This is a genomic window from Modestobacter caceresii (assembly GCF_000761485.1).
GTDB classification, from domain to species: Bacteria; Actinomycetota; Actinomycetes; order Mycobacteriales; family Geodermatophilaceae; genus Modestobacter; species Modestobacter caceresii.
In genome coordinates this window covers 17,064-32,086 of record NZ_JPMX01000058.1, presented here as the reverse complement: position 1 = coordinate 32,086, position 15,023 = coordinate 17,064, and the positions used below count along the sequence as shown (strand labels likewise).

At 72.6% G+C, this 15,023-nt stretch carries 17 protein-coding genes; 12 read left to right on the top strand and 5 right to left on the bottom strand.

Annotated features, from left to right (window positions below):
• Positions 1-167 precede the first annotated feature (167 nt).
• From IN07_RS12960 to IN07_RS12925, 10 genes are all read left to right on the top strand, one after another.
• Entirely contained in the window at positions 168-1,223 is a 1,056-nt protein-coding gene (locus IN07_RS12960; protein WP_036336324.1) for a metal ABC transporter solute-binding protein, Zn/Mn family, read from the top strand.
• Positions 1,220-2,017 (top strand): metal ABC transporter ATP-binding protein, encoded by a 798-nt coding sequence (locus tag IN07_RS12955; RefSeq protein WP_036336323.1) that lies wholly within the window; start codon positions 1,220-1,222, stop codon positions 2,015-2,017. Before IN07_RS12960 ends, IN07_RS12955 begins: the two co-directional genes overlap by 4 nt.
• Positions 2,018-2,021: 4 nt before the next feature.
• Complete coding sequence (locus IN07_RS12950; RefSeq protein WP_231558285.1) at positions 2,022-2,903, top strand: metal ABC transporter permease; 882 nt, start codon at positions 2,022-2,024, stop codon at positions 2,901-2,903.
• 68 nt (positions 2,904-2,971) lie between these two features.
• Positions 2,972-3,094, top strand: coding sequence for a hypothetical protein (locus tag IN07_RS26700; protein ID WP_269429964.1), 123 nt, complete (start codon positions 2,972-2,974; stop codon positions 3,092-3,094).
• Positions 3,095-3,250: 156 nt separating this feature from the next.
• A complete protein-coding gene (locus tag IN07_RS12945; RefSeq protein WP_036336400.1) occupies positions 3,251-3,895 on the top strand; it encodes a TetR/AcrR family transcriptional regulator in 645 nt (214 codons plus the stop codon).
• Positions 3,896-4,037: 142 nt separating this feature from the next.
• Entirely contained in the window at positions 4,038-4,460 is a 423-nt protein-coding gene (locus IN07_RS12940; protein ID WP_036336322.1) for a hypothetical protein, read from the top strand.
• A gap of 44 nt (positions 4,461-4,504) precedes the next feature.
• A complete protein-coding gene (locus IN07_RS25800; RefSeq protein ID WP_197058471.1) occupies positions 4,505-4,660 on the top strand; it encodes a hypothetical protein in 156 nt (51 codons plus the stop codon).
• A 117-nt stretch (positions 4,661-4,777) separates the two neighbouring features.
• On the top strand, positions 4,778-6,622 hold the full coding sequence (locus IN07_RS12935) for an acyl-CoA dehydrogenase (RefSeq protein ID WP_036336320.1): 1,845 nt from the start codon (positions 4,778-4,780) through the stop codon (positions 6,620-6,622).
• 114 nt (positions 6,623-6,736) lie between these two features.
• Positions 6,737-6,970, top strand: a complete 234-nt coding sequence (locus IN07_RS12930) for a hypothetical protein (RefSeq protein WP_052091224.1) — start codon at positions 6,737-6,739, stop codon at positions 6,968-6,970.
• 24 nt (positions 6,971-6,994) lie between these two features.
• The gene (locus IN07_RS12925; protein WP_036336318.1) at positions 6,995-7,174 is read left to right on the top strand and encodes a hypothetical protein; all 180 of its coding nucleotides are present in this window, start codon (positions 6,995-6,997) and stop codon (positions 7,172-7,174) included.
• A gap of 60 nt (positions 7,175-7,234) precedes the next feature.
• Here the strand turns inward: IN07_RS12925 and IN07_RS12920 are convergent, their stop codons facing one another.
• Genes IN07_RS12920 through IN07_RS12900 form a run of 5 tightly spaced genes read right to left on the bottom strand, consistent with a single transcriptional unit; the run spans position 7,235 to position 12,266 of the window.
• A complete protein-coding gene (locus tag IN07_RS12920) occupies positions 7,235-8,488 on the bottom strand; it encodes an ABC transporter substrate-binding protein (RefSeq protein ID WP_052091223.1) in 1,254 nt (417 codons plus the stop codon).
• Positions 8,485-9,720 carry a branched-chain amino acid ABC transporter permease gene (locus IN07_RS12915; protein WP_052091222.1) on the bottom strand — a complete coding sequence of 412 codons (1,236 nt, stop codon included), beginning with the start codon at positions 9,718-9,720 and terminating at the stop codon, positions 8,485-8,487. Before IN07_RS12915 ends, IN07_RS12920 begins: the two co-directional genes overlap by 4 nt.
• Positions 9,713-10,603, bottom strand: coding sequence for a branched-chain amino acid ABC transporter permease (locus IN07_RS12910; RefSeq protein WP_036336314.1), 891 nt, complete (start codon positions 10,601-10,603; stop codon positions 9,713-9,715). Before IN07_RS12910 ends, IN07_RS12915 begins: the two co-directional genes overlap by 8 nt.
• Positions 10,600-11,490 (bottom strand): ABC transporter ATP-binding protein, encoded by an 891-nt coding sequence (locus IN07_RS12905; protein WP_231558283.1) that lies wholly within the window; start codon positions 11,488-11,490, stop codon positions 10,600-10,602. The genes IN07_RS12910 and IN07_RS12905 overlap by 4 nt, the downstream gene beginning before the upstream one ends.
• Positions 11,478-12,266 carry an ABC transporter ATP-binding protein gene (locus IN07_RS12900; protein WP_036336312.1) on the bottom strand — a complete coding sequence of 263 codons (789 nt, stop codon included), beginning with the start codon at positions 12,264-12,266 and terminating at the stop codon, positions 11,478-11,480. The genes IN07_RS12905 and IN07_RS12900 overlap by 13 nt, the downstream gene beginning before the upstream one ends.
• A 487-nt stretch (positions 12,267-12,753) precedes the next feature.
• Here IN07_RS12900 and IN07_RS12895 point away from each other — a divergent pair, with 487 nt between their 5' ends.
• Positions 12,754-13,509, top strand: a complete 756-nt coding sequence (locus IN07_RS12895) for a 3-hydroxybutyrate dehydrogenase (RefSeq protein ID WP_036336311.1) — start codon at positions 12,754-12,756, stop codon at positions 13,507-13,509.
• Positions 13,510-13,526: 17 nt separating this feature from the next.
• Positions 13,527-15,023 (top strand): GAF domain-containing protein (locus IN07_RS12890; protein ID WP_064972409.1); only part of this gene is annotated, 1,497 nt, incomplete at its 3' end.

Genomic DNA, 15,023 nt, shown 5'->3' with positions numbered 1-15,023 from the left:
CGGCGGACGGACCGGAGTACGTCCGGGCTGGATCGGCACGCCCGGACGGTAGCGGGCCGGGACCGGGGCGGGCTCACTGTGGGAGGGCCGACATCGACACAGCGCACGGCTGGGGTGATACTGATTGTGACGACCATTCCCAGTAACTGCCCCCGTGAGGAACTCCCGTGCGCCGCCTCGACCTGTTCCGCCGTCCGACGCTCGCCGCCGTGGCCGCCACCGCCACGCTGACCCTCGCCGCCTGCGGCGGCTCCAGCGCCGGCGCCGGGACCACGACGACCCAGGCCGACGAGGCGGACTGCCCCGGTGAGGTGCTCGACGTCGTCGTCTCGGTGAGCCAGTGGGGCAGCATCGTCGAGCAGCTGGGCGGCGACTGCGCGAACGTCACCACCGTGCTCGCCTCCTCCGCGGTCGACCCGCACGACTACGAGCCGACGACCGCCGACATCGCGGCGTTCTCCGACGCCGACCTGGCCGTGCTCAACGGGGCCGACTACGACCACTGGGCCGCCGACGCCGTCGCCACCTCGGGCTCCGACACCGCCGTCGTCGATGCGTCCGAGGTGGTCGGCATCGAGGAGGATGGGCACGCCGAGGACGAGGAGCACGCCGAGGAAGAGGAGCACGCGGAGGGCGAGGAGCACGCCGAGGAAGAGCACGCCGAGGGCGAGGAGGGGCACGCGCACGGCGGGGTGAACCCGCACCTGTGGTACTCCCCGGAGTACGTCCAGGACGTCGCCGCCGCGGTGACCGAGCAGCTCAGCGAGCTGTCGCCCGACGCCGCCGACCACTTCGCCGAGCAGGCGGAGGCCTGGGAGGCGGACCTGCAGCCCTACCTGGACGAGCTGGCGGCGCTGGAGACCGCGGCCGCCGGGCGTTCCTACGCCGCCACGGAGAGCGTGTTCCAGTACACCGCCGAGGCGATCGGCCTGACCGACGCCACCCCCGAGGGCTACCGCGACGCCGCCAGCAACGAGACCGACCCCGCGCCCGGCGACGTGGCCGCCTTCGAGGCGGCGCTGACCGCCGGCTCGGTCGACGTGCTGGTGTACAACTCTCAGACGGAGGGCAGCGTCCCCGAGCAGCTGCGCGCCGCGGCGGAGGCGGCCGACGTGCCGGTCGTCGAGGTCACCGAGTCGGCGCCGGACGGGGAGTCGTCCTTGGTGTCCTGGCAGCTGGACCAGCTGCAGCAGCTGTCGAACGCACTCGGTGGGGGTCAGTGACAGACGTCCCGACGGCTGACCCGGCCGCCGCGCGGCCAGCGGCGCTCGTCCTCGACGACGTCTCGGTCGTCCGCGGTGGCCGGGTCGTCTGGTCGCAGGGCACGCTCACCGTGCCCACCGGCGCCGTGGTCGGGGTCATCGGCCCCAACGGCGCCGGGAAGACCACGCTGTTCCAGCTGGTCCTCGGCATGCTGCCCCCGGCCGGCGGGCGGGTCGAGGTGCTGGGTCGCACCCCCAGCCGCGGCGACCGCCGGATCGGCTACGTGCCGCAGAACTACACCGCCGCACTGGGCGAGGCGGTGCGCGCCCGCGACCTGGTGATGCTCGGCCTCACCGGGGGCCGCTTCGGGCTGCGCCGCGCCTCGGCCGCCGAGCGGGCCCGGGTCGACGACGCGCTGCGCCGGGTCGGCGCCGACGGCTACGCCGACCGGCGGATGTCCGAACTGTCCGGCGGCCAGCAGCAGCGGGTCGCGATCGCCCAGGCCATCGTCGACGACGCCGAGCTGCTGCTGCTCGACGAGCCGCTGGCCAACCTCGACCTGCGCAACCAGCACGAGGTGGTCGCGCTGCTCGGCGAGCTCACCCGCGAGCGCCGGGTCACGGTGCTGGTCGTCGCGCACGACCTCAACCCGCTGCTGCCCGTGCTCACCGACGCCGTCTACCTGCTCGACGGCCACCCGCACCACGACCCGATCGACGCCGTCGTCACCGAGGACCTGCTCACCCACCTGTACGGCACCCCGGTCCGGGTGGTGCGCACCGCGCAGGGCGATCTCTTCACCCGGGGCGGTTGAGCCGGTGGTCACCTTCCAGGAGAACTGGCTGCAGGTGCTGCAGACCACGTTCATGCAGCACGCCCTGCTCGGCGGTTCGATGGTCGCGCTGGCCGCCGGGCTGATGGGCTGGTTCGTCGTCACCCGGCAGAACGCCTTCGCCGCGCACGCCCTGGCCCACATCGGCTTCCCCGGCGCGACCGGCGCCATCCTGGTCGGCGCCCCGGTGACGCTGGGCCTGGCGGTGTTCTGCGTCGGTGGCGGGCTGTTGATCGGGCTGTTCGGCAAGCGGGTGGCCGACCGCGAGGTGGCCACCGGCACGATCCTCGCGTTCGCCACCGGCCTCGGCGTGCTGTTCGCCTCGCTGGCCACGGCCAACGCCAGCGCCACCACCACCGTGCTGTTCGGCAACCTGCTGGCCATCTCCACCGACCAGCTGTGGGTCTTCGGCGGGTTCACCCTGCTCGTGGTCGGCGTGCTCGCGGTCATCGCCCGGCCCCTCGTGTTCGCCTCGGTGGACCCGACCGTGGCCGAGGCCCGCGGGGTCCCGGTGCGGGCGCTGGGCGTGGCCTTCGTCGTCCTGCTCGCGCTGACCATCACGATGGCCGTGCAGGTGGTGGGCACGCTGCTGCTGTTCGCCCTCGTGGTCACCCCGGCCGCGGCGGCGCTGCGGATGACCGCCCGGCCCGGGCTGGTGGCCGCGATCGCCGTGGCCATCGCCCTGGGCAGCGTCTGGTTCGGCCTGGTGCTCTCGGCGATGGTCAACCTGCCGCCGAGCTTCTTCGTCACCACCCTCGCCGTGCTGACCTGGGCGGTCACGCTGCCCCTCACCCGGGCCCGCGCCCCGCGGGAGACCCCCGCCCCGGTGCTGGACGTGCCACACCTGGTGCCCGACCGCACCAGGTGATCGACGTCTCCGTCGTCCACCCGTCCGGGGGCTGTCCCTCCGCAGGCCCGACGGGGAGGGTGGGACACGTGCACGACGACGAACGCGACCCGCAGCTGGACGACACCGCCACCCCCGACGAGGAGCAGACCGCGCAGCAGGCGACGGCCATCCGGATGCTGGCCAACCCCCGGCGGATCCGCCGCAACTGAGCGGGCGCGACCAGCTCTCCTGGCGGAGAGTCACACCCGCCTCACAGTCCCCCGCCGCCCCGGGATGCCCCTCCCGCCCCGGATGCCCTGGTCAGGGCCCTGCGCACCCCGGCGTGCCGCGAACCGCTCCGTCACGATGTGCTGCACGATCAGACCGTGACCGCCGCAGCACTCTCCCTCCACGCACCTGAGGACGGCACCGTGCCGGCCCGTCGTTCCCGCGCGGAGCGGCAGGAGATCGTCCTGGACACCGCCGAGCGTCTCTTCTCGGCGCGCAGCTCCCGCAGCGTCGGGATGGACGAACTCGTCCGGGAGACCGGCCTGGGCAAGATGACGGTCTACCGGCTCTTCAAGAGCAAGGACGACCTGGTCGGCGCCTACCTCTCGCGCAAGGCCGCCACCGTGCTCGCCTCCATCGACGCCGAGCTGGCCCGGCACCGGGACGACCCGCGGGCCGCGCTCCTGGCGGTGGTCGACGCCGTCGACTCCGACGTCACCAGCGTCGGTTTCCGCGGCTGCCCGTTCACCAACGTCAGCAGCGAGTACGACGACCCGCAGCACCCCGCCCGCAGCGCGGCCGCCGACTACAAGTTCGAGCTGCACGCCCGGCTCGAGGGCCTGGCCGACCAGCTGATCCCCGGCGGCGGCGACGACCTCGCCGCGCAGGTCCACCTGATCATCGACGGGATGTACCTCTCCGGCGGCCTCCTCGGCCCCGACGGCCCCGCCTCGCACGGGCGCCGGCTGGCCGAGCAGCTCATCGACTCCGCCGTCGCCGGCTCCCGGCCCCCCGCCGCCTGATCGACGTCGATCAGGTGCCCTGATCCAACGCTGCCCTCCCGCACCAACGCTGGTGCAGGGGGACAGCCGGTGATCAGGGCACCTGATCACTGCTGAGCGGGGCCGCCGGGCAGGACGACGCGGGCACCCGCAGGATCGGTCCATGACCGACCGCTCGCGTCCGGACCTGGACGACGCCACCATCGCCGCCCTCGGCAAGCTCTCCGAGTCCCTCGAGACCGTCGAGCAGGCCCGCGGCCTGCTGTACGGCTTCCACCAGCTCACCGGCAAGGCCGACCTCCTCCTGCAGGACGCCGTCGCCGGCCTCCGCGACGCCGGGCACACCGAGCTCGCCGACGACCTCGACCGCGACCTCGTCGGCCGCAACGTGCTCGCCGACCGGTGGACCTTCCAGGTCGTCGAGGACTACGACGCCAACTACTGGAGCACCTACCGCGCCTTCGACCAGCGCGCCCGCGACGAGCTGGCCGGCGGTGACCGCCACGTGCTCGAGGCGCGGATGAAGCAGGGCGAGCGCACGTCCGGGCACCCTCGCCACGAGGCCGGCCCGGTCCTGGACGACTGACCCGCCGGCTCGCCGCCCGGCCGCGCGCGGTCGAGACTCGGGACATGACCAGCTCAGCGCAGGGACCGCAGGACGACCGGGACGTCGAGCCGCTGGGCGGCGCCGTCTCCCCCACCCAGGGCGAGGACGACGCCGACGGCATGGCCGGCCCGGTCTACCCGCCGCCGGAGACCGAGCCCGACGCGCACGGCAGGGGCTGACCCTCCGGAGGGCCGGGCGCGGCGCGGCGCTTGCCCCTGGCGACCGGGCGGTAATAGCGTTTGTTACCCGCGAGTAGGACCTGCTCGCGGGCAACAGCGAGCACGGGAGCGCCCTCCATGAGCCACTACACGGCAAACCTGCGCGACCTCGAGTTCAACCTGTTCGAGTTCCAGAGCACCAAGGACAGGTTCGGCACCGGGCCGTTCGAGCAGATGGACGCCGAGACGGCCCGCGGGGTGCTGGCCGAGGTGCGGCGGCTCGCCGAGGGCCCGCTCGCCGCCTCCTTCACCGACGCCGACCGGAACCCGCCGGTGTTCGACCCGGCGACGCACTCGGTGACGCTGCCCGAGTCGTTCAAGGCGTCGGTCCGCGCGGTCAACGCCGGCGAGTGGTGGCGGCTCGACCTGCCGGACGAGCTCGGCGGGTTCGGCGCACCGTTCAGCCTGCGCTGGGCCGCCTTCGAGATGATGCTCGGCGCCAACCCCGCGGCGTTCATGTACGGCTCCGGCCCCACCTTCGCCGCCATCCTGCACTCCCTGGGCACCCCGGACCAGCAGCGGCTGGCCGAGCTGATGATCGAGCACCTCTGGGGCGCCACCATGGTGCTCACCGAGCCCGAGGCGGGCTCCGACGTCGGCGCCGGGCGCACCAGGGCGGTGCAGCAGCCCGACGGCTCATGGCACCTCACCGGGGTGAAGCGCTTCATCACCTCCGCCGAGCACGACCTCAGCGACAACATCGTCCACCTGGTCCTGGCCCGGCCCGAGGGCGCCAAGCAGGGCACCAAGGGCCTGTCGCTCTTCGTCGTCCCGAAGTACCACGTGGACCTGGCCACCGGCGCGCTCGGCGAGCGCAACGGCGTGTACGTGACCGGCGTGGAGAAGAAGATGGGCCTGAAGGTCTCCACCACCTGCGAGCTGAGCTTCGGCGACGGCCCGGTGCCGGCGAAGGGCTGGCTGGTCGGGGACGTGCACGACGGCATCGCCCAGATGTTCAAGGTGATCGAGTACGCCCGGATGTTCGTCGGCACCAAGGCGATCGCGACCCTCTCCGCCGGCTACCAGGTCGCGCTGGCCTACGCGAAGGAGCGGGTGCAGGGCGCCGACCTCACCGCCGCCAGCAAGGACGCCCCGCGGGTGACCATCACCCACCACCCCGACGTCCGGCGCTCGCTGATGCTGCAGAAGGCCTACGCCGAGGGCATGCGTGCGCTGTACCTGTACACCGCGACCTTCCGCGACCAGGTCATGGAGGCCGAGGCCGCCGGCACGGCCGACAGCCCCGACGCCGTCCTCGCCGCCAAGCTCAACGACCTGCTGCTGCCGATCGTCAAGGGCCACGGCTCCGAGCGGGCCACCCAGCTGCTCACCGCCGAGTCGCTGCAGACCCTGGGCGGTTCCGGCTACCTGCAGGACCACCCGATCGAGCAGTACATCCGGGACTCCAAGATCGACACCCTCTACGAGGGCACCACGGCGATCCAGGGGCAGGACTTCTTCTTCCGCAAGATCGTGCGGGACGGCGGGGTGGCGCTGACCTGGCTGGCCGAGCAGGTCCAGGCGACGATCACGGCGGAGGCCGGCAACGGGCGACTCAAGGAGGAGCGGGCGCTGCTGGCGACCGCGCTCGGCGACGTCCAGGGGATGCTGACCGCGATGTTCGGCCAGCTCACCGCGGCCCAGACCGACGTCCGCAAGCTCTACGAGGTCGGCCAGAACACCTCCCGGCTGCTGCTGGCCACCGGTGACCTGATCACCGCCTGGCTGCTCGTCCGTCAGTCCGAGGTCGCGCTGACCGCGCTGGCCGGCGAGGTGTCGGAGTCCGATCGGCACTTCTACGAGGGCAAGCTCGCCGCCACCCGCTTCTTCTGCGCCCAGGTGCTGCCGACGCTCACCAGCGAGCGGTTCATCGTCGAGCACACCGACAACGCCCTCATGGACGTCGACGAAGCCGCGTTCTGAACGAGGACCCCACTGCCGGCCGCCTCCCCGCACCGGGGGAGGCGGCCGGCAGTGCATGGGGTCCGGGGATCGCGGGCATGGGCGGGGGACGACGTCCACGCGAGGAGGACCGCGATGAGCGAGACCGGCGGCAGCGACCGCATCCAGCAGGACCTGCCCACTGCCTCGGGGACGGGCGACAACAGCGACCTCGGCACCGGCGCAGAGGACACGGACGCGACCGGCACGCGGGAGGGCGTCCCGCTCACCCGGGACGCCGCGCTGGAGCGGGACGCGCAGAGCGACGACCTCCAGCCGGAGCGCACCCCGACCGAGCCCTCCCTGGCGCAGCGCGCCGACCCGACCTGACCCCCTGATCGAGAGGCCCACCCCATGACCGAACCCACCAGCAGCGGCTACCACGACTCCCCGGCGACCTCGGACCCCGAGGGCGACCTGGTCGACGGCACCCCCGGCCACGACCGCGGGGACGGCGGCGAGAAGGACACGGTCCTGCTCACCGACGACGCCGCCCAGCGCGACGACTCCGTCGCCCGCCCCGGCAACGACTGAGGAGATCCCCGAGCGCCCCTCCCCCGCGGGGGAGGGGCGCCGCGCGCTGGTCGTACGCGGTCAGCCGGCGATGGCTGTGGCGAATTCGCCCTCGAAGGCCTCCTGGAGGACCGTGGCGCCGCCGGGCACGTCAGCGGGCTGGAGGATGAAGCTCTGCAGGCTCGGCGACTGACCCACCTCGAATCCCCGGATCGGGACGACGAGGCCACCGGTGTCGACCTCCTCCAGCTCGTTGAAGGCGGTGACCACGCCCTCACGGGTGAGGTCCCCGTTCTCGCAGGCCGCGTCGAGCACCTGCTTCATCATCTCGGCCATGCCGAAGCCGACGACCACGCCGAGACTGGGCACGGCGTCGGGGTAGGCGGCCTGGTACTCCTCGAGCAGCTCGGGGTGTGCGTCGAAGGACGACACCGGCGAGGCGATGTAGAGGTCCTCCTTGATCTTCGCCGCCGCGGGACCATCCAGCAGGCCGGGCGCGAAGACCGGGTTGCTGCCCAGGATCGGCACGTCCAGGCCCTGGGCCTGAGCGACCGTGGCGACCGACGCGAGCTGGCCGGGGGCGACGGTCAGTGCGATCGCGTCCACGCCCGCTGCGCGGAACTGGGTGATCTGGGCGCTCATGTCCTGGTCGGTCGGCTTGATCTGCGCCTCGATCACCTCCAGCCCCTTCTCCGCGGCGACGGCCTGGGTCCCGGCCAGCCCGTTGGCGCCGTACTCGCCCTCGAAGTAGATGTGGCCGACGGTGTCGCCCTCCTTCAGCAGGCCCTCCTGGAACAGGTAGTCGTAGCCGTTGGCGATCTCGACGTCGTACGTGGCACCGACGACGCCGGTGCCGGGGATCTCGGTGAGGGTCTTGGACCAGGCGGAGGGGAAGTTGACGATCTGGTCGGACTCGTACTCCGGCGCCAGTGCGGTGTTGATCGGCGACCCGATCGTCTGCTGCATCGCCAGGATGCTGTCCTGCATGCCGCTGTACAGCTGGACGCCCTGCTGCGGGACGTAGCCGGTGTCCTGGACGTCGAGCTCGACGTCGTAGGTGTCGCAGACCTGGTTGTTCTCCCAGAACAGCGAGTTGGCGTTGGTGATGTCCTGGCCGAGCGCGGCGAAGACGCCGGTCAGGTCGGTGAGGACGCCGAGGGTGATGGTGTTCCCCTCGATGCCCACGTCGGTGATGACGTCACTGGCCGCCGCCCCGCCTTCGCCGCTCCCGCCGCCACCGGAGCTCTCCGGGGCCTTGGTGCTGCAGCCGCTGGCCGCCACCGCCAGGGCGGCGGCGAGCATCGTGGCACCGGTCGAACGATTGCTCAGTCTCACGTCGTGCTCCCTTGGGCTGGTTTCTCTGACGGGACAGGGCTGGTGGAACGGCTGGAGGTGTCGGGCGCGCTCTCGGTGACGCGGCCGCCGGGACGGCGACGGCCACGGCCGGTCACGCGTCTGGCGATCCCGGCGAGGCCGGCGGGTTCGAAGAGGATGACCAGGACGATCGCCGTGCCGAAGAGGAAGCGCGCTGCCTCGCCGGCGGCGAGCCCGCCCTCGCCTCGCCCGCCCACGAACGGGATGACGTCGGCGTAGCGCTGGAAGACCAGCGGCAGCGCGCTGACGAACAGCGCCCCGAGCACCGCGCCGTTCACCGAGCCCAGCCCGCCGAGCACGATCATGGCGAGGTAGAGGATCGACACCTCGAGGCCGAAGGACTCCGGTGCGATGCTGCCGATGGACAACGCGTACATCACGCCCGCCAGCCCGGCGTACATCGAGCTGACCAGGAAGATGCGCGCCTTGTAGCCCTGGACGTTGACGCCCATCACCGAGGCCGCCACCTCGCTGTCCCGCAGGGTCTGCAGTGCTCGGCCGGGCCGGCTGCGCAGCAGGTTGCGGGCGAAGAGGTAGGCGGCGATGGCCAGCACGAGCCCGAGGTACCACAGCCGCTCGGACTCCCGGAACGGGACACCGAGGACGTAGAGCTCCGGGTCCCGGCTCGCGAACGTGAAGCCGAACAGGGCGAACTCCGGCGCCGCACGGCCGTTGAAGCCGCCCGTGACCGAGGTCCACGCGTTCAGGACGTGGACGCCGATGAACACCAGGGCCAGCGATGCGACACCGAGGTAGATGCCGCGCAGCCGGGCCGCGAGCGGGCTGAAGACCAGCCCGGCGAGTCCGGCCAGGAGGACCCCCACGATCATCCCGACGACCGGCGGCAGCCCGAGCCCGCTCAACTCCGCGACCCCGAGCCCGCCCGGTTCGCCGGACACGTAGACGTAGCTGACCGCACCGACGGCGAGGAAGAAGGCATGGGCCAGCGAGAGCTGACCGGTGTTCCCGACCAGCAGGTTCAGGCCGATGGCACCGACGATCGCGCCGAACGCCGCGAACCCGGTCCGCAGCCAGAACTCCTCGACGTACAGCGGGAGCAGCAGCAGCACGACCAGCAGCGCGACCAGCAGCAGTGGCCGCAGCAGCCTGCGGCCCTGCGACGGCCCCGCCGCAGCAGGCCTGGCCGTGCTGGCGGTCGATCCGCGCGCGGCCGTGGCGGTCGATTCAGACACGGGTCAGCTCCCTGGTCCCGAAGAGCCCGGACGGCCGGAAGAGCAGCACCGCGATCATCACGATGAAGGGGACGACGGCGCTGAAGCCGCGGCCGAGGAACAGCAGCTGGTCCTGGTACCCGGCGGCCAGCGCCTCGGCGATCCCGATCAGCAGCCCGCCGACCAGCGCACCGCCGACGGAGTCCAGCCCGCCGAGGATGGCAGCCGGGAAGGCCCGCAGCGCCACCGCGTACGCCGCGGGGGTGACGCCGGGGGTGGGTGATCCGACGAGGAACAACGCCGCGACGGCGGCCAGCACACCGGCGACGACCCACGCCAGCGCGGACACCTGGCCCTGCCGGATCCCCATCAGCGCCGCGGTCTCGCCGTCCTCCGCCGACGCGCGCATCGCGATGCCCCAGTTGGAGTACTTGAAGGCCGCGAAGAACAGTGCGATGAGCACCGCCGCGACGAGGATCGCGATCAGCCGGTTCTGACTGAGGCCGACGTTGCCGATCCGGAAGGACTCCCCACCCCACGGGTGCGGGACGTTGAGGATGTCCGAGCCCAGCCGCCGGATCAGCTCGGTGAGCAGGATGATGTCGACGCCGATGGTGACGATGGCCAGGCTGATCACCGGCGCTCCCCGCAACCGGTTGATGATCAGCCGCTCCACGATGAACGCCGCGGTCGCGGTGATCAGCATCCCGACGAGGATGGCGGGGAAGAAGCCGAGCGGCCCGGACAGCCTCGCGATGGAGTAGGCCCCCAGGAGCAGCAGGGAGCCGTGCATGAAGCTCACGACCTCGCTGGCCTTGAAGATGATCACGAACCCCATGGCGATGAGGGCGTACAGCACGCCCAGCGAGATGCCGTTGAGCAGCAGCGACAGGAATTGAGTCACGAGCGGGTCCCTGACGTGTCGGAGGGGTGGCTGCTGGCACCGTGGGCGGCAGCGGCGTCCGAGGGGTCGATCTCGTCGCCGGAGCCCAGGTACGCCCGGATGACCTCCGGGTCGGCCTGTACCTCGGCCGGTGTGCCGTCGGCGATCCGGCGGCCGAAGTCGAGCACGGTGATCCGGTCGGCCAAGGACATGACCATGCCCATGTCGTGTTCGACGAGGATGATCGAGATGCCCAGCGCTGTCCGGATCTCGCGGATCGACTCGGCCATGCGGCCGGTCTCCTCCGCGTTCATGCCGGCCACCGGCTCGTCGAGCAGCAGCAACCGCGGCTCGGTGCACAGCGCCCGGGCCACCTCCACCCGCTTCTGGTCGCCGTAGGACAGCACCCCGACCGGCGTGTGCAGCTTGTCGCCCAGCTCGAGGAACTCGGCGATCTCCGCCACCCGCTCACCGTGTCGCCTCCCCTCCCGGGTGGCTCGCGGCAGCCGCAGGCCGGCGGCGATGAACCCGGCTTTGGTGAGGTGGTGCCGGCCGAGCATCAGGTTCTCCGCGACCGACTGCGTGGCGGACAGGGCGATGTTCTGGAACGCCCGGGCGACGCCGATGCCGGCGATCCGGAACGGCCGCATCTGGTCCAGCCGGTGCTCGCCGAACCGGACCTGGCCCTCATCTGCCTGGTACACCCCGGACAGGACGTTGAACATCGTCGACTTGCCTGCACCGTTGGGCCCGATGACGGCGTGGATGGCGCCGGGGGCGACGGTGAAGGAGACGTCGGACAGCGCGGTGATGGCCCCGAACCGGACGGTGACGTTCTCCACCTCCACCGGCGGGACGTCGGTCGAGGTGCCCCGCCCGGCGTCGGCCGGCGCGGTCACGCGGTCCACCGGGAGAGGGTGCGGCGCGGAGCCGAGGCGGTGACGGCGGCCGTCTCGTCGCTGCCGTGCCCGAGGTAGAGCCGCTGCACCTCGTCGGAGCGGGACAGCTCCGCGGCCGGGCCGGACAGCGACACCTCGCCCACGTCGAGGACGTAGGCCCGATCGGCGACCCCCAGCGCCATGGTGGCGTTCTGCTCGACGAGCAGCACCGAGGTGCCCTGCCGGTTGATCTCGGCGATGACCTCGCCGATCTGCCCGATGATGCGCGGGGCCAGCCCCAGCGACGGCTCGTCGAGCAGGAGCACCTTCGGGCTGGCCATCAGTGCCCGGCCGATGGCGAGCATCTGCTGCTCGCCGCCGGACAGCAGGGCGCCGCGCTGGCCGCTGCGCTCCTGCAGCACCGGGAACAGCTCGTACACCCGGTCCCGCGCCCGGGCCTTGGCCGCCTTGTCCCGGTTGCCCATCCCGCCGGCCCGGAGGTTCTCCTCGACGGTCAGCCGGCCGAAGATGCGCCGCCCCTCCGGCACCTGGACCAGCCCCATCCGCACCGTCTGCGCCGGGTCGCGACCGCTGAGCTGGTCGTCACCGAAGCGGACCGACCCGGAGTCGACCCGGCCCCGGTGCAGGCGCAGGGTGCCCGAGATGGCGCGGAGCAACGTGCTCTTGCCGGCCCCGTTGCTGCCCAGGACGGCAACGACCTCGCCGTCGGGGATCTCCATCGACACACCGCGGAGGGCCTGCACGGCACCGCCATAGGTCACGTGGAGAGCGTCGATGCTCAGCACGGACAGCTCCTCTCTGGGTGGGCCGACCGGAGCCCGTGACCGAGGTCGGGCGTCGGGTCGTGCCGGTCGGCGACAGGGCACTTCACCGGGCGCTGCGCAGTCGACGGCGGACTGTGATCCATGTCGCGGCGTGCCATGGGTCCACGACGGAACCGTGACCACCACGACCCGTGGTGGGAGCACGTGGTCGGCACGCCTGCCCCGCGCACGGCGGGCGCCGCCACCAGCGGTGGAGCGGACATGTGGACTCCTCGGTCGACGCCGACGGTCAGCGGGCGCAGTGGACGCTAGGGCCGGCTCCCGATGCCCACCATGTGCTCAGGACCGAAGAAAGTGACCTGGCTCATGTGGGCAGCCGACATAGCCGCACCCTTCCAGGACCACAGAGGACAGGGACGTCGCATGTACCGCCACACCACGCCCTGGGAGTCGACTGTGTGCGGGGCGGCCATGGGCGTGCACCGGTCGGCGTCCTAGCCTCGCCGCCATGGCCTCCTCCGAGCCCCTGTCCGGACGTCGCGCGATGGTGACCGGGGGCGCCTCGGGGATCGGGCGGGCGTGTGCCGTGCGACTGTCCGCAGCGGGCGCGGACGTCGTCGTCGTCGACCGCGACGGGGAGCCGGCACAGCAGGTGGCCGACGAGGTCGGCGGCACCGCCGTCGCCGTCGATCTCTCCGACCTGACGGCGATCGACCGACTGGACCTGGCCGTCGACGTGCTGGTGAACAACGCCGGCATGCAGCACGTCGCCCCGCTGCACGAGTTCCCGGTCGACCAGTTCAGCTACATCCTGCGGCTGATGGTCGAGGCCCCCTTCCGGCTGGTCCGGGGTGCGCTGCCGTCGATGTACGAGCGGGGCTGGGGCCGGGTGGTCAACATCAGTTCCGTGCACGGGCTGCGGGCCTCGCCGTTCAAGTCGGCCTACGTGACCGCCAAGCACGGGCTCGAGGGGTTGTCCAAGGTCATCGCCCTGGAGGGCGCCGAGCACGGGGTCACCTCGAACTGCGTCAACCCGGCCTACGTACGGACGCCGCTGGTGGAGGGGCAGATCGCCGACCAGGCCCGGGCCCACGGGCTCACCGAGGCCGACGTGGTCGAGCAGGTGATGCTCGCCCCGGCCGCCCTGAAGCGGCTGATCGAGCCCGAGGAGGTGGCCGACGCGGTGGCCTGGCTCTGCTCACCGGCCGCGACGTCGGTGACCGGCAGCTCCCTGGTGATGGACGGCGGGTGGACCGCCCACTGACCGTCCGACCGGTGAGAATGCCGGTCGTGACGACGTCGCCCGACTCCCCGTCGGTCATCCCCGGCCCGGCTCTCGGCGGCACCGCCGAGTTCCTGGAGCTGCTCCTCGGCGACGCGGCGGCCATCGAGTACGAGCGACCACTGGTGCAGGCCCGGGCCGCCGGAGCCCAGGCCGCCGAGATCGCCGAGCTGGAGCGGGCCAAGGTGCTGGCCCTGCAGGTGCGGGAGGCATTCCAGGCGCGCCGTCGCCGAGAGGCGGAGCTGTCGGCGCTGTTCGACACCGCCGGCGACCTGGCCCGGCTGCGCAGCGTCGACTCGGTGCTGACCGCGATCGTCCACCGGGCGCGCCAGCTGCTGGGCACCGACACCGCGTACCTGACGCTGAACGACGACGCCCGCGGGGACACCTACATGCGGGTCACCGACGGGACGGTCTCGGCCTGGTTCCAGGGGCTGCGGCTGCCGATGGGCGCAGGACTCGGCGGCCTGGTCGCCCAGACCGCCGCCCCGTACGCGACGGCCAGCTACTTCACCGACACCCGTTTCCGGCACACCGAGGACATCAACGGCGGGGTCGCCGAGGAGGGACTGGTCGCGATCCTCGGGGTGCCACTGCTCCGCGGGTCGCAGGTCATCGGGGTGCTGTACGCCGCCGACCGCACCGAGCGCACCTTCGAGCGCTCCGAGGTCGCACTTCTGGGCTCGCTCGCCGCGCACGCGGCCATCGCCCTGGACAACGCCCGGCTGCTGGAGGAGACGCGGGCGGCGCTCGAGGAGCTCTCGGTCACCAGTCGCGAGCTGCGGGCGCACAGCGCCTCGGTCGAGCGCGCCGCCGGCGCGCACGACCGGTTCATCGACCTGGTGCTGCGGGGCGGCGGCGTGGAGGAGGTCGCCGTGGCGGTCACCGAGGTGCTCGGCGGGCGGCTGACCGTGCTGGACCAGGACGGCCGGGCGACCCCCAGCGGGGGCGATCCGGGGCCACCCGACCCCGCCGGCGCGCTCAGCCTGGCCCGCGCCACCGGCCGCACCGTGCGGGACAGCGACTGGTGGACCGCCGCCGTCACGGTCGACAACGAGCTGATCGGCGGCCTCGTGCTGTGCCGCGAGGAAGAGCTCTCGGACTCCGACCAGCGCATCCTCGAGCGCGCCGCGCTGGTCACCGCGCTGCTGCTGCTGATCCGGCGCTCCGCGGGCGAGGCCGAGCACCGGGTGCGCGGAGAGCTGCTCGGCGAGTTGCTGACCACGCCGGGCCGTGACCCCGACGGCCTGCGCGAGCGGGCCCGGCGACTCGGCGCCGACCTGGACCGGCCGCACGCCGTGGTGGTCGTCCAGGTCGCTGACGGCGCGCGCACCCGGGCCGCCGCCGCCGCCGGGCACCTGGCCGCCGTCCGCGGCGGGCTCGCCGGTCTGCACGACGGCCGGGTCGTCGTCTGCCTGCCCGACATCGCCGCCGGCGTGGCAGCGGAGGCGGTGCGCGTCGAGCTGCGCTCGGCGGCCGGGGTGGTGACCGCAGGT

Coding starts and splice junctions, on each gene's coding strand:
- IN07_RS12940 (WP_036336322.1), top strand. CDS start 4,038: ATGACCGACCGCTCGCGTCCGGACCTGGACGACGCCACCATCGCCGCC.
- IN07_RS12935 (WP_036336320.1), top strand. CDS start 4,778: ATGAGCCACTACACGGCAAACCTGCGCGACCTCGAGTTCAACCTGTTC.
- IN07_RS25800 (WP_197058471.1), top strand. CDS start 4,505: ATGACCAGCTCAGCGCAGGGACCGCAGGACGACCGGGACGTCGAGCCG.
- IN07_RS12930 (WP_052091224.1), top strand. CDS start 6,737: ATGAGCGAGACCGGCGGCAGCGACCGCATCCAGCAGGACCTGCCCACT.
- IN07_RS12895 (WP_036336311.1), top strand. CDS start 12,754: ATGGCCTCCTCCGAGCCCCTGTCCGGACGTCGCGCGATGGTGACCGGG.
- IN07_RS12925 (WP_036336318.1), top strand. CDS start 6,995: ATGACCGAACCCACCAGCAGCGGCTACCACGACTCCCCGGCGACCTCG.